Origin of the sequence: Kribbella sp. NPDC050470, assembly GCF_044458365.1 — a bacterium.
Taxonomy (GTDB): Bacteria; Actinomycetota; Actinomycetes; order Propionibacteriales; family Kribbellaceae; genus Kribbella.
Genome location: NZ_JBITHV010000001.1, coordinates 891803 through 910527 on the forward strand (window position 1 = coordinate 891803; position 18725 = coordinate 910527).

At 68.2% G+C, this 18725-nt stretch carries 18 protein-coding genes and 2 pseudogenes; 6 read left to right on the plus strand and 14 right to left on the minus strand.

The genetic code is table 11. The annotated features are described in order from the left end of the window. Position 1 precedes the first annotated feature (1 nt). The 8 genes and pseudogenes from ACIBGM_RS04245 to ACIBGM_RS04280 form a co-directional block, all read right to left on the minus strand. Positions 2 to 76, minus strand: a pseudogene (locus tag ACIBGM_RS04245) (hypothetical protein); the annotation flags it as partial. Between the two features lie 181 nt (positions 77 to 257). Continuing rightward, entirely contained in the window at positions 258 to 842 is a 585-nt protein-coding gene (locus ACIBGM_RS04250) for a CBS domain-containing protein (RefSeq protein WP_396384443.1), read from the minus strand. Between the two features lie 38 nt (positions 843 to 880). Continuing rightward, the gene (locus ACIBGM_RS04255; RefSeq protein ID WP_360517466.1) at positions 881 to 1126 is read right to left on the minus strand and encodes a universal stress protein; all 246 of its coding nucleotides are present in this window, start codon (positions 1124 to 1126) and stop codon (positions 881 to 883) included. 626 nt (positions 1127 to 1752) lie between these two features. Next, complete coding sequence (locus ACIBGM_RS04260) at positions 1753 to 2400, minus strand: pyridoxamine 5'-phosphate oxidase family protein (protein ID WP_360517469.1); 648 nt, start codon at positions 2398 to 2400, stop codon at positions 1753 to 1755. Between the two features lie 236 nt (positions 2401 to 2636). Beyond that, entirely contained in the window at positions 2637 to 3383 is a 747-nt protein-coding gene (locus ACIBGM_RS04265) for a hypothetical protein (RefSeq protein ID WP_396384444.1), read from the minus strand. Between the two features lie 117 nt (positions 3384 to 3500). Further along, positions 3501 to 3947, minus strand: coding sequence for a hypothetical protein (locus ACIBGM_RS04270; protein ID WP_396384445.1), 447 nt, complete (start codon positions 3945 to 3947; stop codon positions 3501 to 3503). Beyond that, positions 3944 to 4711, minus strand: a complete 768-nt coding sequence (locus ACIBGM_RS04275; protein WP_396384446.1) for an ABC transporter permease — start codon at positions 4709 to 4711, stop codon at positions 3944 to 3946. The genes ACIBGM_RS04270 and ACIBGM_RS04275 overlap by 4 nt, the downstream gene beginning before the upstream one ends. Further along, complete coding sequence (locus tag ACIBGM_RS04280; protein ID WP_396384447.1) at positions 4704 to 5429, minus strand: ABC transporter ATP-binding protein; 726 nt, start codon at positions 5427 to 5429, stop codon at positions 4704 to 4706. Before ACIBGM_RS04280 ends, ACIBGM_RS04275 begins: the two co-directional genes overlap by 8 nt. A gap of 96 nt (positions 5430 to 5525) precedes the next feature. On the opposite strand from ACIBGM_RS04280, the gene ACIBGM_RS04285 reads away from it, so the two are divergent. Together ACIBGM_RS04285 and ACIBGM_RS04290 are read left to right on the plus strand one after the other, a co-directional pair. After that, complete coding sequence (locus ACIBGM_RS04285; protein WP_360517484.1) at positions 5526 to 6194, plus strand: response regulator transcription factor; 669 nt, start codon at positions 5526 to 5528, stop codon at positions 6192 to 6194. Then, entirely contained in the window at positions 6179 to 7456 is a 1278-nt protein-coding gene (locus ACIBGM_RS04290) for a sensor histidine kinase (RefSeq protein WP_396384448.1), read from the plus strand. The genes ACIBGM_RS04285 and ACIBGM_RS04290 overlap by 16 nt, the downstream gene beginning before the upstream one ends. Before the next feature lie 337 nt (positions 7457 to 7793). On the opposite strand, the gene ACIBGM_RS04295 is transcribed toward ACIBGM_RS04290, so the two are convergent. After that, positions 7794 to 8375, minus strand: a complete 582-nt coding sequence (locus tag ACIBGM_RS04295; protein WP_396384449.1) for a 4'-phosphopantetheinyl transferase family protein — start codon at positions 8373 to 8375, stop codon at positions 7794 to 7796. Between the two features lie 24 nt (positions 8376 to 8399). Here ACIBGM_RS04295 and ACIBGM_RS04300 point away from each other — a divergent pair, with 24 nt between their 5' ends. The 4 genes from ACIBGM_RS04300 to ACIBGM_RS04315 all read left to right on the plus strand — a co-directional run bounded on the left by ACIBGM_RS04300 (position 8400) and on the right by ACIBGM_RS04315 (position 14608). Beyond that, positions 8400 to 10994 carry an AMP-binding protein gene (locus tag ACIBGM_RS04300; RefSeq protein ID WP_396384450.1) on the plus strand — a complete coding sequence of 865 codons (2595 nt, stop codon included), beginning with the start codon at positions 8400 to 8402 and terminating at the stop codon, positions 10992 to 10994. Then, entirely contained in the window at positions 10973 to 12010 is a 1038-nt protein-coding gene (locus ACIBGM_RS04305; protein WP_396384451.1) for an iron ABC transporter substrate-binding protein, read from the plus strand. Before ACIBGM_RS04300 ends, ACIBGM_RS04305 begins: the two co-directional genes overlap by 22 nt. 79 nt (positions 12011 to 12089) lie before the next feature. Then, positions 12090 to 13577, plus strand: coding sequence for an ABC transporter permease (locus tag ACIBGM_RS04310; protein WP_396384452.1), 1488 nt, complete (start codon positions 12090 to 12092; stop codon positions 13575 to 13577). Then, positions 13574 to 14608, plus strand: coding sequence for an ABC transporter ATP-binding protein (locus ACIBGM_RS04315; RefSeq protein WP_360517502.1), 1035 nt, complete (start codon positions 13574 to 13576; stop codon positions 14606 to 14608). The genes ACIBGM_RS04310 and ACIBGM_RS04315 overlap by 4 nt, the downstream gene beginning before the upstream one ends. Before the next feature lie 88 nt (positions 14609 to 14696). On the opposite strand, the gene ACIBGM_RS04320 is transcribed toward ACIBGM_RS04315, so the two are convergent. The 5 genes and pseudogenes from ACIBGM_RS04320 to ACIBGM_RS04340 form a co-directional block, all read right to left on the minus strand. Next, positions 14697 to 15692, minus strand: a complete 996-nt coding sequence (locus ACIBGM_RS04320) for a sigma-70 family RNA polymerase sigma factor (RefSeq protein ID WP_396384453.1) — start codon at positions 15690 to 15692, stop codon at positions 14697 to 14699. Beyond that, on the minus strand, positions 15689 to 15814 hold the full coding sequence (locus tag ACIBGM_RS04325; protein ID WP_396384454.1) for a hypothetical protein: 126 nt from the start codon (positions 15812 to 15814) through the stop codon (positions 15689 to 15691). Before ACIBGM_RS04325 ends, ACIBGM_RS04320 begins: the two co-directional genes overlap by 4 nt. Before the next feature lie 65 nt (positions 15815 to 15879). After that, positions 15880 to 16878 (minus strand): NADPH:quinone oxidoreductase family protein, encoded by a 999-nt coding sequence (locus tag ACIBGM_RS04330; protein ID WP_396384455.1) that lies wholly within the window; start codon positions 16876 to 16878, stop codon positions 15880 to 15882. Positions 16879 to 17464: 586 nt separating this feature from the next. Beyond that, a complete protein-coding gene (locus tag ACIBGM_RS04335) occupies positions 17465 to 18292 on the minus strand; it encodes a substrate-binding domain-containing protein (protein WP_360517582.1) in 828 nt (275 codons plus the stop codon). Between the two features lie 51 nt (positions 18293 to 18343). Next, a pseudogene (locus tag ACIBGM_RS04340) lies at positions 18344 to 18550 on the minus strand (LacI family DNA-binding transcriptional regulator); the annotation flags it as partial. Positions 18551 to 18725: the final 175 nt, after the last annotated feature.

Genomic DNA, 18725 nt, shown 5'->3' on the forward strand with positions numbered 1-18725 from the left:
GCCAGGTTCCTTCGACCGGAACGCCGTCGACCTCCTGCGGCCCGGTCCACCCCTTCGGCGTCCGGAACACGATCATGGGCCAGGGTCGCCGAGGCGTAGCCGGATCGGGCCCGGGACTCGTCCTGGATGCGCTCGGCGAGCTCGAATCCCCAGAGCAGGAGGGCCGAGCCGATGAAGGTGGCCTGGTGGCTCAGGTAGAGCGCTACGAGTGTGATCACCAAGCCGGTGGCGAGCAGGTCCTGCGGAGGACTGTCATGTCAGTGGATGCGGACAGCGACGACACCTTTGACGGTGCCGGCCAGCACGTCGGCGAGCTTGCGTTCGTGCGGGTCGGCCGGCCCGGAGACCGTGACGACTCCGTCGTGGACGTCGACCTGCCAGTCCGGGCACTCGGCGGCGAGGAGCTCACGGACCTCGGCGCGGATCCGGTCGTCGCGGCCGGCCAGCAGGTGGACGACGTCGCTGCGGCTGATCATGCCGACGACCCGTCCTTTGCCCAGCACCGGCAGGCTTTTCACCATCGTCGACCACATCAGGTCGAGCGCGACCTCCAGATCGTCGTCGGCATCGACAGTGGCGACCAGGTGGCTCATAACGTCGGCCACGCGGCGGGGCGGCGTGTCCGCCGTCGTCCGGACAGCGGCGATGGGAACACGGTCGTTCAGCAGGTCGGCGTCCTGCACCAGGTCCGCCTCGCTGACGATTCCTTCGAGTACGCCGCCTTTGCCGACGACTGGCATCGCGGTGATCTTGCGCTCGTCCAGGAGTCGCAGCGCCGTACCGATCGGCGTCTCGGCGGTCACAGTGACGGCCGGCGTGGTCATCAGGTCCCGGATCAACATCGTCATCACCTCGTCGTGCGAAAGGGCTTCCGGGGAGGTCAGCCTCCGGCCGCGGCGGCCGGAATCACGGCGGCCGGGCTGGTGGCGTGGTGCAGAACGGCCTGGCTGACCGAGCCGAGCAGCAGGCCGGCGAAACCGCCGCGGCCGCGGGCACCGAGCACGATCAGGCTCGCGTGTCCGGACAGCCTCAGGATCTGCGCGGCGGCCTCGGCTGCGGCCCACCTGATCGCGGCCTCCGCGGCGGGCGACCCGTCGACCCCCACCACCACTCGTCCCTTGGTCATCGTGACCTCCTTCAACGTGACGATCCCGCGCCGGAGACCTTGCTCCCAGAGCCGAAGGTCCCGGCCGCACCGGTCTTCGGGCCGCGGGCATCGGCCCCGAGACGTAGGGTTCTGCGGCACCTCCTGCGGGGACGAGCGGCTCTGCTCCGTCAGCCTTCGGCAGCCGGACGATCGACATGGGAACGACCGGACAGGACAACGATGATGACGATCAGGCCGAACCGGCGCCAGGCTCTGGCTCCCGTGGCGGTGCCTGATCGGCACGCCCGGATCACCACCGCTGCGGGGCGGGTCGAGAGGCAGGCAGAGATGAGCACCTGGAACCGGGGTGGTCCGGTTGTGGTCGAGGTCGACGGCAGCGCCGAGAACCTGAACGTGGTGCCAGTCGCAATCGTCCCGCACCACACGACTGCCGAAGAGCTCGTACCGACGCAACCCGACGCGCGACGGGTTCAGCTTGTCGTTCCGCCTCCGAACACGAACTGGACCTCTGACTGTCGTCCGAACTGCGGAGGTCAGTCGGCAACGACGCCGTGCCACTTTCCGCTGTAGCCCTTGAAGTAGTACTCAGTGCCGTCCTTGACGGGTCAGCAGGCGACGTACGACCCCTGCCCGGGAGCGTTCGGTCACCAGGAGCGGATGCGGCGGCCGGTGATTCGGTGGGGGGCGATGGCGACGTAGGTGTCTCGGGTGCCGCCGGCCCAGGGGTCGACTCGGCTACCTGCCGCTTCGGCTTCCCCGTCGGTGGCGGGACGGACCGTGCCGTTCACCAGGACGCTCCAACCGTCCATCACGCCCTCGTCGATGGAGTCCAGCTCGAAGGCGATCGGAGCAACGTCGTACTGCGCGACGGCGCTGTCGGCCGCGGTGCGGAAGATGATGAGGTCGTTCAGGTAGCAGTAGTTGATCGGGATCACGATCAGTTCGTCGTCGCGGTTGAAGGCGATCCGGCCGACAACTCCGGACTCGATCAGCTCGACGCATTCGTCGCGGCGCATCGGCTCGAGCAGGGGTACGAGTCGCGTCGCCCTGGCTGTCCGGGGCCGCGGCGGGGCGCACAGGTCGCTGACCGTGGTGTCGAGCGCGTGGGCCAGCCTGACCAGGTCGCGGGCCGTCAGCATGCCCGGGCTGGTCTCGATCCGCTCGATCCGGCGAGCGCTCATGTCGGCGCGTTCGGCGACCTCCGCCGTACTCAGGCCGAGTGCCGTTCGGCGTTGCCTGACCCTGATGCCGAGGTCACCCGGCACGTTCAGGGAGCGCGACCCGGTGCCCATGGGGATGCCGCCTTCCGCTTGGTTCCTGCAGCTCCAGACAACCAGGAATCCGTCGAGGCGAGCAGGGCAGGACGACCCGAGGCAGCAGGGCCGGATGGCCACGTTCTCATGACGATCAGGGTCCTTTTGCTCGACGACCACGAGGTCGTCCGGCTCGGCCTTCGCCAGCTGCTGGAGGACGAGCCGGCATCGGTGATTCGCCGACGCTTGGACGAGAGATCTCCCAGATCAGGTGACTACTGAACAGTGAACGTGCGGGTGGCGTAGCCGCTGTAGCCGTAGGGCCCGCTCCCGAGGTTGGTGGTCTGGATCTGGAGCGTGTGCCGGCCACTCGACAATCCGGTCGCCGTGAAGGGCGACGTACACGAGCCGAGGTACTCGCCGTCGAGGTAGCACTGAACGAACTCGCCGATCAGGGCGGACCTGTCGAACGGGATCGACACGTCCGGTCCAGTGGTTGCCGGGGTGTCGCCGATGACGACATTGCGGCCCTGCCAGGTCAAGTCGGCGAACGTCTCGGTGGTCGTGTTGTAGATGCCGGCTCCCAGGTCGACCTGACCACCGCCGAGAACGTGCAACGCGTTGAAGGAATGGATGATGTCGCGTCCGGAGCTCTTGCTGAGTACGCCGAGGCGCACGCCGACGGTGTCCCACGCGAGATCGGCGATGACCGTGCCCTGCACGAATCCAAGGTCGACCATCGTCGCCGCCCCACCGTCGCGCGGCAGGAGAGCGACCTGACCAACGGTGCCCTGCGGCACATACGCCAGCCAGCCGCCCGCCGGCGAAGGCGTCGGATGCGTCGCACCCTCGGAACCGTCGATGATTGCGATCCGCGCGCCCTGTTCGCTCGCATCGACGCGGGCGAGCGGCGATCCGGGCAGGCTGCTGTCCTGGACGATCAGCGAGTGGTTGTCGGTGTGCCAGATCGGATGGTCGAGATTGCAGCCCACTCTGATCACGGACGAGTCGGCCAGCGTCATGACGTCGAGTCGGTTCCCGTCGTACTGAACGCGATCCGCCTACCGTCCGGCGACCACGCCGGATGCGCGAGCCCCGGAGCGGACTGAAGCAGCGACTGCGGGGCACCGAGCGCCGTCCTAGGTCGCCGTACGACGGCGGGCTGCGAGGGCTGCGAGGCCGAGGAGAGTGGGGACTGTGATGGCGACGGGGAGTGCGCCGGCGGTGTCGAGGGCTTCGCGGTTGGAGACTGTTATGTGGACCGGTGGGCCGGCGACGAGTTTGCCGGTTCGGGGAACGAGGACGACGTAGACGACGAAGCGGCCGGGGTTGACGGCTTGGAATTCCCAGTCGAGGTGGGTTTCCGCGCCGGGTGGTACGGGTTTGGTGACGTCTTGACTCCAGTCTTCGAGGTCGACGTACACGCCGTCGACGCTGGCGACGTTGAGGTGGGCGATCGCCGGTCCGGAGTCGCTGATGACCGACTCCACCGTGACTGTCTGGCCGACGACGGCGCCGAGTTCGTCCTGATTCATGCTGATGGCCGGGTCAGGTGCGGTCAGGAGCAGTATCGCGAGCAGGTTCATTTCAGCCCCGCGGTCAGCCGGGCGAGTCGAGGGCCGGCCAGGATCAGGACGGTGGCGGCGACCAGGGCGACCACGACCGGAGCGGCAAGGTAGCTGAGGTCGTGTGTCCAACCGCGTCGGCTCACGAGGATCTGGGAGATGTAGTGCAAGGCCGACCCGATCGGGTTGGCACGGGTGATCGCCTCGCCGATCCCGGTCTTCGGCAGCGCCGGAAGCTGGGTCGGGGCGAACAGCACGAGCAGTAGCAGCAGTCCGCAGGCGAGGCTGGTCTTGTTGGAGTTCGTGATCGCGCTGATCAGGAGACCGATCCCGCCGAGGCCGACCGCGACCAAGCTGCCGACGGTCAGGGCGAGTACCGCGGCCGGGCCGGCGCCCGCGACGCCGCGGCCGAGCACCCAGAGGTAGGGGAGTGTGATGACGAGGCAGGACAGCCACATGGTCGACGCGGCTGCGAGCTTGCCGACCACGATCGCACGTCGCGACACCGGTGTGAGCAGCAGCGTTTCGAAGGTGCCGCGTTCCCGTTCGCCACTGATCGCGTCGGCGCTGACCACGACGGTGAGCAGTACGCCGACCGCGAGCCCGACCTGGACGGTGAGGTTGACCGCCTCACGCTGCTCGAGGAAGTTCATCGCCTGGTTGGTCGCGGCCAGGTAGGTCATCGCGCTGAGCAACACGCTGTACCCGAACACCAGCACAGGCCCGCGTCCGCCGACCCACAGGTCCCGACTCTCGCGCTCGGCGATGACTGTCCAGCTAGTCATGGCCGGCCTCTGTGAGCTCGAGGAATGCCGCGCTCAGGCTTCCGGTACCGGCGACGACTTCGTCGGTCGCTCCGGCCGTGCGCAGCTTCCCGTGGTCGAGGACGACGACGCTGCTGCAGACCTGCTCGACCTCCGGCAATGTGTGTGTCGACAACACGACGGTCGCGCCTCCACGTGCCGCGAGGTCGGAGATGGTGGTGAGGATCTCGCGCTGGCCCGCCGGGTCCAGGCCGAGAGTCGGCTCATCGAGGAACACGACCGCGGGCTCGTTGATCAGGGCCCGAGCGATGCCGAGCCGTTGCCTCATGCCCCTGCTGTACGACGAGATCCGTGCGTCCGCGCGGTCACTGAGTCCGACGTCGCTGAGCAACCGTTCGGCAACAGTGCGTGCGTCTCGGCGGCTCCGGCCGAACAAGCGGGCCGCATAGCGCAGGTACTCGCCACCGGTCTGCCGGCCTGGATAGCCCGCGCTCTCCGGCAGCACGCCGATCCGGTGCCTGATCCGGGCTGCTTGATCGCCTGGAATGCCCGCCACAGAGAAGGTCCCGCTCGTCGGCTCGAGAATCGTTGTGAGCAGGCGGATCGTGGTCGTCTTCCCCGCGCCGTTCGGGCCGAGCAAGCCGATCACCTCGCCGGCGCTCGCGGCGAACGTGAGTCCGTCGAGGGCGTTGCGCGCGCCGTACCGCTTGCTGAGCCCGATCGCCTCGATGGTCTTCATAGGCGGACGATAGGCCGGGGGTGCTGAACCCGAGCTGAAACGGTGCATTCAGCCGGGATTCAGCGAGAATGGGAGAGGATCGGCTGGAGGTGGCTGATGCGCGCTCTGGTGGTGGAGGACGAGCCGCGGCTCGCGACCGGTCTGCGGAACGGGTTGGAGGCGGAGGGGTACGCCGTCGACGTGGCGCTGACCGGCACCGACGGGTTGTGGTTCGCGCGCGAGCACGGGTACGACGTCGTCCTGCTGGATCTGATGTTGCCGGAGATCGACGGGTTCGAGATCTGCGCGACGTTGCGGGCCGAGCGGATGTGGACACCGATCTTGATGCTCACGGCAAGGGATGCTGAGACCGATCAGATCCGGGCGCTGGACGCGGGTGCGGACGACTACCTGACCAAGCCGTTCTCGTACGCCGTCCTGATCGCAAGGTTGCGGGCGTTGGTACGGCGAGGCGCTGCCGAGCGACCGGCGGTGCTGGAGGCCGGTGAGCTCCGCCTCGATCCGGCGTCGCGGCGGGCCTGGCGCGGGGAGGTCGAGTTGGTGCTGACGGCGAGGGAGCTGTCGGTGCTGGAGTTCCTGATTCGTCGGTGTGGTCAGGTGGTGTCGAAGCGGATGATTCTGGATCACGTCTGGGACTACGACTTCGAGGGCGACCCGAACATCGTCGAGGTGTACGTCCGTCGCCTTCGGACGAAGGTTGGGGAGCGGTGCATCACTACGGTGCGTGGCTCGGGCTATCGGTTGGCGACATGCGGATCCGAGTGACGCTGGCCGCCGTACTGGTCGTGGGACTGGCTCTCTTGGCGGGTGCCTTCGTCCTGGTGACCCTGCTCGGCTCGGTGCTGACGGCCCAGGTCTGCACCGCCGTTCGGGAGCGTGCGGCGGAGTTGTCCGGGTCCGCCGTACGAGCGTCGTCGACGAGCACCGAGTTGGTGCAGGTGATCGACCGGTCCGGCGTGGTGGTCGGCGGCAAGGACATCGGAAGGCTGGCGTCGCCGGGCCCGGCGTGCGTGACGGTCGAGCCGTCCGGCTATCCGGAGGACTTCGTGTTCGCGGCGTCGTCGTTGGAGTCCGGTGGAGAGGTGATCGTCGGGCGGCCGCTGGTCGACGTACTGGACTCGACGCGGTTCGTGAGCCGGGTGCTGGTGGTCGGGGTGCCGGTGATGATGCTGGTCGTCGGTGGCGTGACGTGGGCCGTGACCGGGCGCATGCTGGCGCCGGTGAGCGCGATCCGGCGTGAGGTCGACGAGATCACAGCCGGCGAGTTGCATCGCCGGGTGCCCGCCGTACGCAGGGATGAGATCGGCCTGCTGGCGCGGACGATGAACCGGATGCTCGACCGGCTGCAGAGCTCGCACGAGAGCCGGCAGCGGTTCGTGTCCGATGCGTCGCACGAGTTGCGGTCACCGATCGCGGCGATCCGCCAGCATGCCGAGGTGGCGCAAGCTCATCCGGAGCGCACGACTGTCGACGAGCTGGCTGCGATCGTCCTCGACGAGGACCTGCGACTGCAGCAGCTCGTCGACGATCTCCTGCTGCTGGCCCGGTCCGACGAGGACCACACCGAACCACGCCTGACTCCGGTGGATCTCGACGACCTGCTCTTCGCCGAGGCCGAATGGTTGCGTAGAGCAACGAGCCTGACGATCGACACCTCGGCGGTCTCGGCCGGCCAGGTGCTGGGTGACGAGGGCGCCCTCGCCCGGATGATCCACAATCTCGCCGACAACGCGGCTTGCTACGCTCGCAGCCGGATCTCCTTCGCGTTGACCGAGTCCGCCGGCACCGTCGTCCTCATAGTCTCCGACGACGGCCCGGGGATCCCGCCGGAGGACCGCTTCCGGGTCTTCGACCGCTTTGTCCGTCTGACCTCCGCTCGTTCCCGCGAGACCGGCGGCACCGGCTTGGGGCTGGCGATCGTCGCCGAAGTGATCCGGCGTCACCGTGGCACGATCCGCATCACCGCCGCGTCCACCTTCGAGGTCCGCCTCCCGCGAGGCGATCGCGCAGTCGCTCAGTCGAGGTAGCTGCTGCTGCCGAGGCCGAGCGCGAGGCCGCCGACGATGAGCAGGCTTGCCCAGACCGCGCGTTGGCGGAGCGCCGCGACGATACCCAGGACGGCGAGAGGTCCCGGGGCGCATCTGCAGTTCGTCTTCGCCCACGAGCGCCGGCATCCCCCATCTCCAGGCGATGAGTCCCGGCTGAACGCATCTGCTCAGGCTGGATTCAGCACCGGCCGCCGTTGCGGCATGGCGACCATCGAGGCAATCGGCCTCACCATGCGGTTCGGCACGCGCAACGCCCTCGAGGGGCTCGCGCTCGTCGCGGAGCCGGGCGAGGTGCTCGGCCCGGACGCTCCCGGCACTACTCGGGATCGTGGTCCTCGCCGGGCGCCGCCGTACGGCGAAGCAATCCACTTGATTCGACCACGGTGACACCGGCGGTGGGCTGGTTGGTGGCCAGTGTCATCACGTGTCCGGGTGCGGGGTCCGGGAGGCGGTGAATGGTCAGGCCGGATCCGCCGCCGGCTTTGAACTGGGCTTCGGTGAGTGTCCAGGCGATCACCTCTGGAACCGGGCGGTCGTTGATCCGCTCGACGTCGACTCCGACTCGGCCGCCGCCAGGAAGGACCGCGACGGCGACCACCATTCCGCTGTGGGAGACCGACACGTCCAGATCGGTGCCGGGCAGGGTTGGGCGGCCGTGCCAGCCGCCGCATTCCGGGCAGGTGCGATCGACGACGACCTCTCGGGCCGGGATGCCGAGCATGGAGCCTGCGACCGAACGCAGTAATGCCGCACCGATCAGGATTCGGGCGCGATCGGCTTCACCTGCGATGCGGTCGATGCGCAGTCGATCACGGTCGTCCAGCAGGTCCAGTAATTTACTGTCGGCGACCGTCAAACCGGCAGTGAGCACCGTGATTCTCGACGCCTGGACGGCCATAAGACCTTAGGTTAGCCTCACCTTGTGTCCCTGCTGGATTCGCGGCGGGCGTGCGCCGCCGTCCCGGTGTCAGACACGGCCGAAGCGGATCGCCTTGCCCTGATCGATTCGGCCGGAAGCCTCACGTACGGGGAACTGACCGAGCGGCTGGCCGCGCTCACCGCCTTGCTGCCTCCCGCCCACACCGGGCGGCGACTGGTTCATGTGCCGCTGGCGCCAGAGCGCGACCTCGTGCTTGCCTACCTTGCGGTGCTGGCGGCGGGCCATGTGGCCTTGGTGACGCCGCCCCAGCATCGGCTGATCACCACCGCCTATCCGCCGGACGTTTGGCTGCGGGCCGACGGCACCTTCGAGCCCACGTCGCCGGACGTCGGGCCGAGGCACCTGCTTCATCCGGATCTCGCGCTGTTGCTCAGTACGTCGGGCAGCACCGGCTCACCGAAGCTGGTCCGGCTCAGTCACAGCAATCTGGTCAGCAACGCGAAGGCGATCGCGGCCGCGTTGTCGATCACTCCCGACGACCGCGCGGTCACCTCGCTGCCGCTGCACTACTGCTTCGGCCTCTCTGTGCTCCACGCCCAGCTGCAGGCGGGGGCAACCACCGTGTTGTGGTCTGGATCGGTGACCGAGCCGGGGTTCCCCGACGAGTTGCGTCGGCAGCGGGTCACCATGCTCGCGGGCACCCCGCATGTGGTGGATCTGCTGGACTCGCTCGGCGTACTGGACGACCTGCCGTCTCTGCGCCTGCTTGCCCAGGCGGGCGGTGCACTCCCGCCGGATCGAGTCCGCGCGATCGCGGCCCGGGGCCGAGCGGCAGGTTGGGGACTGGCGGTGATGTACGGCCAGACCGAGGCCACTGCCCGGATGGCGGTCCTTCCACCGGAGCTCGCAGAGCGAAGCCCGGACGCAGTCGGCCGGCCGATCGCGGGGTCCGCTTTCAGGCTTGACCCGACTGGGGTAGAGCAAGCCGCGAACTCAGCCGGCAGTCCGGTGGGCGAACTCGTGTTCAGTGGTCCGGGTGTGATGCTCGGGTACGCCGAACACCCCGACGACCTCGCACTGGGCCGAATGCACACCGAACTGCGGACCGGTGACCTGGCCCGGATCGATGCCGACGGTCTGGTCCGGATCGTCGGGCGGCGCTCGGACTTCGTGAAGATCGTCGGGATCCGGATCGACCTCGGCCAGGTCGAGCGCACCCTTCGTGGACATGGGCTGCAGTGTTGTGTCACCGGCACCGACGACCAGCTCCAGGTGACGTATCGGGGCAGCGGGCCGACTCCCGACATGATCCGCGAGCGGGCCGCTCTGGTCTCCGGACTCGGCCGATCCGTGGTCTCGGTCCGCGTGGTCGACGAGCTCCCGATGCTGCCCAACGGCAAGCCCGACCGCCGGACCTGCGCCGAGCTGCACACCACCGAGACCTCCGTCGAATCAGGTGACACCTTCAGTGCGGTGGTCGCCGTACTGGCGCCGTTGGTCGGTCGTGGCGGCGTCGACCCGGATCGGTCGTTCGTCGAGCTGGGCGGTGACTCCTTCAGCCACGTCGCGGCGTCGGTCGGCCTGACCCGTCTGCTCGGCGATCTGCCACCCGACTGGCATCACCGGCCGGTCCGCGAACTGCTCGCGATGGCCGACGGGCGGTCGCGCGCTCGCAGGTGGCATCCGCTGCTTCAGCAGGTCGAGACCACCGTCCTGTTGCGGGGCCTTGCCGTGGTCACGATCTGCGGAAGTCACGTCGGGCTGTTCAAGCTGGCTGGGGGAGCGCACATTCTGATGGCGGTGGCCGGCTTCCTGTTTGCCAAGTATGTGCTTTCGTCGCCGACGACGGCGGATCGCGTACGGCGGACCGCTCGGATCGCCGTCGCGGTCGTGGTGCCCTCGGTAACGGTCGCTGCGGTGATGCTGTTCGGGTTCGGATCGGCCGGCTGGTCGAACGTGGCGATGGTGCACTGGCTCGTGCGGCCGCTCGAGCTCAATATCTTCTGGTTCGTCGAGGCCTTGGTGGTCATCATCATCGGCACCGTTGCCGTGCTGGCCGTTCCACGGATCAGGGCCGCGTACGCCGCCGACCCCTGGCGCACAGCGATGATCGCTCTCGTCATCCTGCTGGTGCCTCGCTACGTGGTGCTTTCGCTCTACCCCGGGCCGCTACGCGGTCTGCCCGGCACGGTCGCCTGGTTGTTCGTCGCGGGAGTCGCGATAGCGGTCGCCGACAGCCGGAAGCGCCGCCTGGTCACGACGGTGGTGGCCGTCGTCGCCGCCGTCGAGTTCTTCATCGGCGAGGGAGAACGCAATCTGGCGATCATGGTCGGCCTGACCGTCCTGGCGCTGGTTCCGGCGTTGCCGGTACCGCGAGTGCTTGTTCGCCCCCTCGCCGTACTGGCGGCCGCGTCCCTGCACATCTACCTGGTGCAGTTCCAGGTGTTCGAGGTCTTCAGCGGACCGATCATCCAGTTCACTGCCGCGATCGCGATCGGTCTGGTGTTCAGTGCGGCCAGCAACTACGTCCTGCGCCGGCGGGTGTCGCCCGTACCGACAGTCGCAGTGACCCTTCGTCGCCTTGCGGCCAGGCAACCGTTGAGAGAGGACATGACATGCGTCGACGCACGTTCCTGACCGGGCTGGGTGCCCTTGGCGCCGCAGGGCTGGTGGGGTGCCGGGCCGAGGGCAAGGAGGACGGGGCGGAGGCATACGTCGCCGACCCAGGGTCCTTGCAGGTCTACTCGGCGCAGCACCAGAACCTCACCACAGCGTGGGCCGAGGCGTTCACCACGGCGACCGGGATCAAGGTGCAGATCCGGAAGGGCGCCGACTCGTCGATGGGTCACCAACTGGTCGCCGAAGGGTCCGAGTCGCCGGCCGACGTGTTCCTCACCGAGAACAGTCCCGCGATGACGCTGGTCGAGCGGAACAAACTGCTCGCCCCGCTGGACGCAGCAACCCGGGCTCAGGTGCCGGCCAACCTGACGCCGTCCTCGAAGGCCTGGACGTCGATCGCCGCCCGCTCGACGGTGCTGGTCTACAACACGAGCAAGGTGACCAAGGATGATCTGCCGAAGTCGCTGATGGATCTGGCCCAGCCGCAGTGGAAGGACCGTTGGGGCTGTGCGCCCGGGGGAGCGGACTTCCAGGCCATCGTCGCCGGCATGCTCGCAGGTCAGGGCGAGCAGAAGACCACCGACTGGCTGCAGGGTCTGAAGGACAATGCCCGGGCGCTGCAGAACAACATCGCGACGATGAAGTCGGTCAATGCGGGCGAGATCGAGTGCGGCGTGATCTACCACTACTACTGGTATCGCGACCAGGCAGGCACCAAGGAAGGCAGTGGCAACACGGCCCTGCACTACTTCCGCAACCAGGACCCCGGCGCGTTCGTGTCACTGTCGGGCGGCGCCGTGCTGGCGTCGGCGAAGAAGGCTGCCGAGGCGCACAAGTTCCTGGCCTTCATCACCAGCAAGGCCGGTCAGCAGGTGCTGGTCGACTCGAACTCGATGGAGTACGCGGTCGGTATCGGCGTGGCCTCCGCGCCCGCGCTTCCGCCGTTGAACAGCCTGCAGGCGCCGCCGGTCGACCCGTTCACGCTGAACTCCGACAAGGTGAACGCACTGATGACCGATGCCGGGATCCTCTGACCTCCGCGAGGCGCCTTTGGCGGGACCGCTGACTGCGCCCGCTGGGGTTCGGTCGCGCCGGGGGCCGTGGTTCGTTGTTGTGTCCGCGGTGCTGGTCGCCGTAGTGATGGTCGTTCCGGTCCTGGTTGTGGTCGACCAGGCAGTGTCGGCCGGTGGCGAGCTGACCCGGCTGTTGCTGCGTCCGAGAACGGCCGAGTTGCTGGTCAACACCGTGCTCCTGATCGTGCTGACCGTTCCGCTGACGGTGCTGCTGGGCTGCGGCGCGGCCTGGTTGGTCGAGCGAACGTCACTGCCTGGCGCCGGAGTATGGCGCACGCTTCTGCTGGCTCCGCTCGCGATCCCCGCTTTCGTCAGCAGCTACGCCTGGACATCAGTACTGCCATCGGTCCAGGGGCTCGGCGGTGCGGTGTTCATCACGACGCTCGCCTACTACCCGTTCGTCTTCCTGCCGGCCGCCGCCCTGCTGCGGGCACTCGACCAGGGACATCTTGACGTCGCACGGTCGCTTGGCCGCTCGGCGGTCGGCGCAGTGTTGCGGGTGGTGATGCCACAGTTGCGCCCGGCGGTCGCGGGTGGTGCGCTGCTGGTGGCACTGCATTTGCTTGCCGAGTTCGGCGTACTGCAGATGATGCGGTATCCCACCTTCACCACGGCGATCTTGCAGCAGTTCGCGGTCGGGTTCAGCAACGCCGCCGGCAGCGTGCTGGCCGCCGTACTGGTGGTGCTGTGTTTGGGGGTGCTGGCCCTCGAGGTGCCGCTGCGCGGACATACACGGATCGCACGCATCGGTTCGGGCGCAAGGCAACGACCGATCGCTTATCGGCTGGGCGGGTTGACCATCCCGTCGGTCGTCGCGCTTGCCGCGCTGGTCGGCCTGGCGCTGATCGTGCCGCTGATCCTGGTACTGCGTTGGTTGCTACGGGCGATCGCGTCGAGCGCGGTGGACGTCGGGCTGCTGCTGGCTGCGACAGGTTCCACAGTCGGCCTGGCGACCATGGCAGGTCTCGTGGCGTCGGTCGCAGCGTTGCCTGTGGCGTGGCTGTTGCAGCGGTACCCGTCTCGGCTCGCACTGATGGTGGAGCGGGTGACGTATGTGGCGAGTGCTCTCCCCGGCGTGGTGATCGGGCTGGCGTTGGTGACGCTGGCGGTGCAGTGGGCTCGTCCGGTGTACCAGACCGCCGGGCTCGCGGTGCTTGCTTACACGGTGCTTTTCCTGCCTCGTGCCTTGATCGCCTGGCGGTCCGGCATGGCCGCAGCGCCGCCTGAGCTCATCGAGGCGTCGCGCTCGCTCGGGGTCTCTGGTCTCAGTACTCTCGTCCGTGTGGTTCTCCCGCTGGTGTCGCCGTCCGCGCTGACCGGATTCGTCTTGGTGTTCCTTGCCGCATCGACCGAGCTCACCGCAACTCTGCTGCTCGCGCCGACCGGTACCGAGACGTTGGCAACGGCCTTCTGGTCCGCGAGTGACGAGCTGGACTACGTGGCGAGCGCTCCGTTCGCGGCGGCGCTGATCGCGTTGTCCGCTCCGCTGACCGTCGTACTGCGTCGTCAAGTCATGGACCAGCGATGAGCGGCCCGGGTATCGCGATCACCGGACTGTCCGTCGGGTACGGCGGTCCGCCCGTTCTGGACCAAGTCGACCTGAGCGTGCGCGCGGGCGGCACCACGGCCGTCCTCGGTCCGTCCGGGAGTGGCAAGACCACGTTGCTGCGGGCAATCGCTGGCTTCGTCCGACCCGATCAGGGGCGGATCGAGGTGGATGGCCGGGTGTACACCGACGGATCGATCCTGGTCGCTCCGGAGCGGCGTGGAATCGGCTATGTCCGGCAGGACGGCGCGCTGTTCCCGCATCTCGATGTCACCGGCAACATCATGTTCGGGTTGCCGCGGGCCGAACGGCGCAGAGCTACCCAGGTGGGCCAACTGCTCGAACTTGTTGGCCTTCCGGCGAACCTGGCTCGCCGGCGACCGGATGAGCTGTCCGGTGGGCAGCAGCAGCGGGTCGCACTCGCCCGGGCCCTGGCCCGTGAGCCCGCAGTTGTGCTGCTCGACGAGCCGTTCTCCTCGCTCGACACAGCACTTCGCGCCGCCACTCGGGAAGCTACGCTCGCGGCCCTGGCGGAGCGTGGTGCGACGACCGTCCTGGTCACGCACGACCAAGCCGAAGCCCTGTCGTTCGCTGACGAGGTGGCCGTCATGTTCGACGGCCGGTTCGCCCAGGTGGACAGCCCGGCCAGCGTCTACGGCAAGCCGGCGACACCCGAGATCGGCCGGTTCCTGGGCGACGCGATGCTCCTGGACGGACACGCCGACGGCCGAACAGTCGACTGCGCCCTCGGCCGACTCGAGCTCGCTGAACCAGCCACCGGCGACGTGCTGGTGATGCTCCGCCCAGAGCAACTCGACCTCTGCGAACCGTCCGACCGAGCCGCACAGGTGGTCTCAGTCACCTATCACGGCCCACACACCATGGTCGCGCTCGAACTGCCCGACCAGAAGACCCGGCTGACGGCACGAGTCCCCGGCGACCATCCCCTCAACGTCGGCGACAAGGTCGGCATCGCCGTACCAGCACCAGTTCGTTCGTTCCCACACCGCTGACGAGACCATCCGCCCCTGTCTGGAGCTCAGTCCATCTCGAGAACGTCGAGGCCATCGGCGGCGGTACCCTCGCGTAGCATTGGGCGGGTCAGTGCGCGAACACCTCCGGGAAGCCGAACCTCGCGACCAGCGCGGGATCGTGGAACTTGATCACGCTGGAGATGCCGGTGGGGGTGGGGGACAGCACCACGGCGCCGTCGGCGCGGAACTCGCCGTTGGCGTTCCGGTGGTATACGACGGCGGCGGGCTGGCCGTTGGCGGTGGTCGCGATCATTCGCCAGTCGCCCGGTGCGCCCAGCACGTAGGTGTCGAGTATGTGGATGCACATCGCCCTGCCCGACTGCCAGTCGCGGAACGGCGTCGCCTCCAGCGTGGCGTCCGCGCGCAGCACTTGTTCCAACAGGCCGGCATCGGAGCGCTCGAAGGCCGCGATGTAGCCGTCGAGCAGCGCACGTGCCCGTTGATCGGTCGGTTCGAGCAGTTCCGCGGGCTCCGGCGCCAAGGTGTCCATCCGGGCCCGTGCGCGCTGGAGACCGCTCTTGACCGCCGCAGTGGTGGTGTCGAGGATCTCCGCGGTCTCGGCTGCGGAGAATGCCAGCACTTCGCGCAGGATGAGGATCGCCCGTTGGCGAGCAGGCAGGTGTTGCAGGCTGGCGACGAGCGCCAGCCGCACAGACTCGCGCGCGACCACCACCGCGGCCGGGTCGTCGGCGGGTGGGGCGATCCACCGGTCCGGCAGCGGTTCCAGCCACGAGACCTCGCCCGGCTCAGTGGGACTCGGCGCGCGGTCGGGTCCGTCATACGGGCCTGCCAGCCCCGAGGGAAGCACCCGGATCGGGCGCGGCTCCATCGCCCTCAGGCAGACGTTGGTGGCGATCTTGTAGAGCCAGGACCGAATCGACGCTCGGCCCTCGAATCCAGAGTAGGACCGCCACGCCCGCAGATAGGTCTCCTGCACCAGGTCCTCGGCATCATGCGCTGAGCCGACCATGCGATAGCAGTGCGCCAACAACTCCCGGCGGAACCGCTCAGTCTCGTCGGTGAACCGGTCTCGATCGGGTGCCGCCCGCAGATGCGATGTCACGCCGCGAGCCTAGTGTTGCAACGCCCTTGCGCGTGGTCCACGATCAGAAGCGCCGGATATTGTTTCGCCAGCGGGATGTGGACATCGTTCTGCTCGACGGCGGGCGCCGCGGTTGCGGTCATCTGTTTCAGCTCCAGTCATGGGCCCTCCGGTGTACGGCGGCACCGGCTCGGCACCACGGGTTTCGTCAGGGCAGCAGTGCCAGCTTGCCTACGGTGGCCCGCGCTTCCAGTTCCGCGAGTACCTTCGATCCTTCGGCCAGCTCGTAGGTCGTGGGCCGGCTGGGGCGCAAGACGCCGTCCGCGACGAGTCCGAACAGCTCACCCATCACCTCGCCGAAGATCTGCGGTGCGGCCTGGATCAGGGTGCCGACGTTGAGGCCGATGAGCTGGATTTGGTGCTTGTAGACCAGTTCCCAGTTGCTGATCGCCGCTTCGCCGCCGGCCAGGCCGTAGACGACGACCCGGCCGGTAACCCGCTTGGTCGCGGCCAGGCTGGCTTCGAGGGTGGCGCCGCCGACCGACTCCAGCACCAGGTCGACGCCCGCACCGCCGGTCAGTCCCAAGACCTCCGCCGCGATGTCTGCGCCGCGCGAGTCGATGACGTGGTCAGCGCCGAGCGCCCGCACCACTTCGTGCTTGGCCGGCGATGCCGTGGCGATCACCGTCGCGCCGTAGTGCTTGGCCATCTTCACCGCGGCCTGGCCGGTCCCGCCGGCCGCGGCGTGGATCAGCACGGTCTGCCCTGCGGCGATGCGGCCCAGTGGCTTGAGCGCCGCCAGCGCGGTCGGCCAGTTCACGACCAGACCCAGCGACTGCTCGTCGGTCCAGCCCGCCGGCACCGGCACCGCGCCGGCCGCCGGAAGCACCATGTACTCGGCGAAGGCGCCGCCACTCACGCCGACGCCGATGACGTGCGCGCCGGGCTCCAGGCCGGTCACCCCTGCACCGACTGCGGTGACTTCCCCGGCGCCCTCGATGCCTGCCAGATACGGCGGCTGCGGGCCGCCTGCGAACATGCCACGGGCCTGCGAGATGTCGACAAAGTTGACACCGGCGGCGGTGACACGGATCAGGACGTCGCTCGGACCTGGGCTCGGTACCGGCGCGTCGGTGATCAGGCGCATGTCCTGCGGGCCGTTGAGGGAAGTCTGCTGCAGCGCGCGCATCGTCGCGGGAGTGCTCATCGGCGATCAGCCCTTCTTTCTCGGCGTACCTGAGAGAGACCGGCGCATGCGCGCCGCGCCTCCCGCTATGTAGATCCCGGCCACCACCCAAAGGAATCGCCCGCGCCCGAACCGCACGGGGGTCGGCTTGCACCGAGCGTCAGCCTGCTGCCCACGTCCGACCTTGACCTCCCCGCACGGCAGCACGTGCGACCGGAACATCGGCGCAGGCCCGCTCTCGTCCTTGGCAAAGCTGCGGTCGGAAGAGTTCAGTCAACTAACGCTTACTGACCCTTGTCGAGGGAGAGCGTGACTTCCTGCTGCCGAGTGTCGAGATGCAGGCCTTTTAGTAACGCGCGCTGGATGCCTTCACCGTCCGGTGTCGGCGATGTAGGAGCGCAGGGCTGATGTGGGTCATCGAGCAGTTGCACGCAGCGGCGAACTCGATGCCGTTCGAGCCATCCATCGTCTGACTCAGAGGGTGTAGGCGCTCCCCGGCACTAGAAGGACCAGGCGTCACAGCACGCGCGTGCCGGCCGGCCTGCCTGCAGCCGCTCCGTGGGCGTCGAGACCGCAGCGGGCTGTAGCCGCTCCGCGTGACTGAGGCTCATAGGGGCACGGTGCTTTCTCGGACCACGAGGGTGGGCCGGAGCAAGACCTGTTCGGCCTTGGCATCTGGATTCTTGAGCAACTCCAGGAGTAGGCGCATCGTGTGTCGTGCGGCCAGATCCAGTGGCTGGGCGAGGCTGGTCAACCCCGGGTCGGCGACGTGTGCGCCGACGCTGTCGTCGAATCCTACGACGCCAACGTCGTGGCCGGCGGTCAGTCCCCGCTCCCGGCATGCACGGAGCGCACCGATCGCAAGCGTGTCGCTGACGCACACGAATCCGGTCGGTGGCGTCTTCTTGTCGAGGAGTCGACCAGCCAGCTCCCGGCCGGTGCTGATCTCGTCCGTCCCGCGGACTGCGAGGCCACGGGTCGCGAGGCCGAGTGAGCTCATGGCGCGGCGCCAGCCTGACTCCCGGTCGTCCCCGAGGCCGCTGGGCCTTTCCCAGCCCAAGTAGGCGATGCGCTGGTGACCGCGTTCGGCGAGATGGTGCACTGCCTGCTCGACACCGGCGGCGCCGTCGACGTCGACCCACCACATGTCCGACATCGGGTGATCCCACGGGCGCCCGAAGGCGACGAAGGGAATGCCGCGTTCGAGCAGGAAGGTGATCCGAGGGTCGTTGTTCCGGGTGACAGTGATCACGAAGCAGTCGACGGTCTTCGTGCTGAAGATTTCCTGGATGACCCGGATCTCCTCCTCGTCGGTGGCGGCGGCATGGCAGAAGACCGCGTGGTCGGCTTGGTGTGCCGCTACCGAGAGTTGGTAGAGATAGCTTGCACTGATCCCGCCCGACTGAAGTTCGGTCGGGAACAGCCGAAAGCCCACGGCGCGCGGAGAATGTGTTCGGAGCGAACGGGCAGCTTGGTTCGGTCGATAACCCAACTCGTCAACCGCTTTGAGGACCCGGCGCAAGGTTGCCGGGCTGAGACGCTCCGGGGAGTTCAGGGCGTAGTGAACGGTCTGCTTGGAGACTCCCACCCGCGCCGCCACCATGGCCATGGTCGGCCTTGACGACCCAGACGTCCCCCCAGCGGCCGCCCCGCGCCTGCGCGGTGGCACCGATGCTTGATCGGTAAAATCCATCTACACATACTCGCGGGCGGGAGCCGCGACGTCAAGCAGGTTCGAGCCGTCCGCCCATGTCGTCGGGCCGATCGGGCTGCTGGATCGCTGCGGACGTCCGTCGACCCTCCCTCCGGTAGGTCGTCGGTAGCCTCGGGGGCGCGAAGAATCCCTTGAATAGTGAGGGTTTCGGCAA

Excerpts from the sequence above, each read along its gene's own strand:
- ACIBGM_RS04250 (WP_396384443.1), bottom strand. The coding sequence starts at position 842 with ATGTTGATCCGGGACCTGATGACCACGCCGGCCGTCACTGTGACCGCC.
- ACIBGM_RS04255 (WP_360517466.1), bottom strand. The coding sequence starts at position 1,126 with ATGACCAAGGGACGAGTGGTGGTGGGGGTCGACGGGTCGCCCGCCGCG.
- ACIBGM_RS04260 (WP_360517469.1), bottom strand. The coding sequence starts at position 2,400 with ATGGGCACCGGGTCGCGCTCCCTGAACGTGCCGGGTGACCTCGGCATC.
- ACIBGM_RS04265 (WP_396384444.1), bottom strand. The coding sequence starts at position 3,383 with ATGACGCTGGCCGACTCGTCCGTGATCAGAGTGGGCTGCAATCTCGAC.
- ACIBGM_RS04270 (WP_396384445.1), bottom strand. The coding sequence starts at position 3,947 with ATGAACCTGCTCGCGATACTGCTCCTGACCGCACCTGACCCGGCCATC.
- ACIBGM_RS04275 (WP_396384446.1), bottom strand. The coding sequence starts at position 4,711 with ATGACTAGCTGGACAGTCATCGCCGAGCGCGAGAGTCGGGACCTGTGG.
- ACIBGM_RS04280 (WP_396384447.1), bottom strand. The coding sequence starts at position 5,429 with ATGAAGACCATCGAGGCGATCGGGCTCAGCAAGCGGTACGGCGCGCGC.
- ACIBGM_RS04285 (WP_360517484.1), top strand. The coding sequence starts at position 5,526 with ATGCGCGCTCTGGTGGTGGAGGACGAGCCGCGGCTCGCGACCGGTCTG.
- ACIBGM_RS04290 (WP_396384448.1), top strand. The coding sequence starts at position 6,179 with ATGCGGATCCGAGTGACGCTGGCCGCCGTACTGGTCGTGGGACTGGCT.
- ACIBGM_RS04295 (WP_396384449.1), bottom strand. The coding sequence starts at position 8,375 with ATGGCCGTCCAGGCGTCGAGAATCACGGTGCTCACTGCCGGTTTGACG.
- ACIBGM_RS04305 (WP_396384451.1), top strand. The coding sequence starts at position 10,973 with ATGCGTCGACGCACGTTCCTGACCGGGCTGGGTGCCCTTGGCGCCGCA.
- ACIBGM_RS04315 (WP_360517502.1), top strand. The coding sequence starts at position 13,574 with ATGAGCGGCCCGGGTATCGCGATCACCGGACTGTCCGTCGGGTACGGC.
- ACIBGM_RS04325 (WP_396384454.1), bottom strand. The coding sequence starts at position 15,814 with ATGACCGCAACCGCGGCGCCCGCCGTCGAGCAGAACGATGTCCACATC.
- ACIBGM_RS04330 (WP_396384455.1), bottom strand. The coding sequence starts at position 16,878 with ATGAGCACTCCCGCGACGATGCGCGCGCTGCAGCAGACTTCCCTCAAC.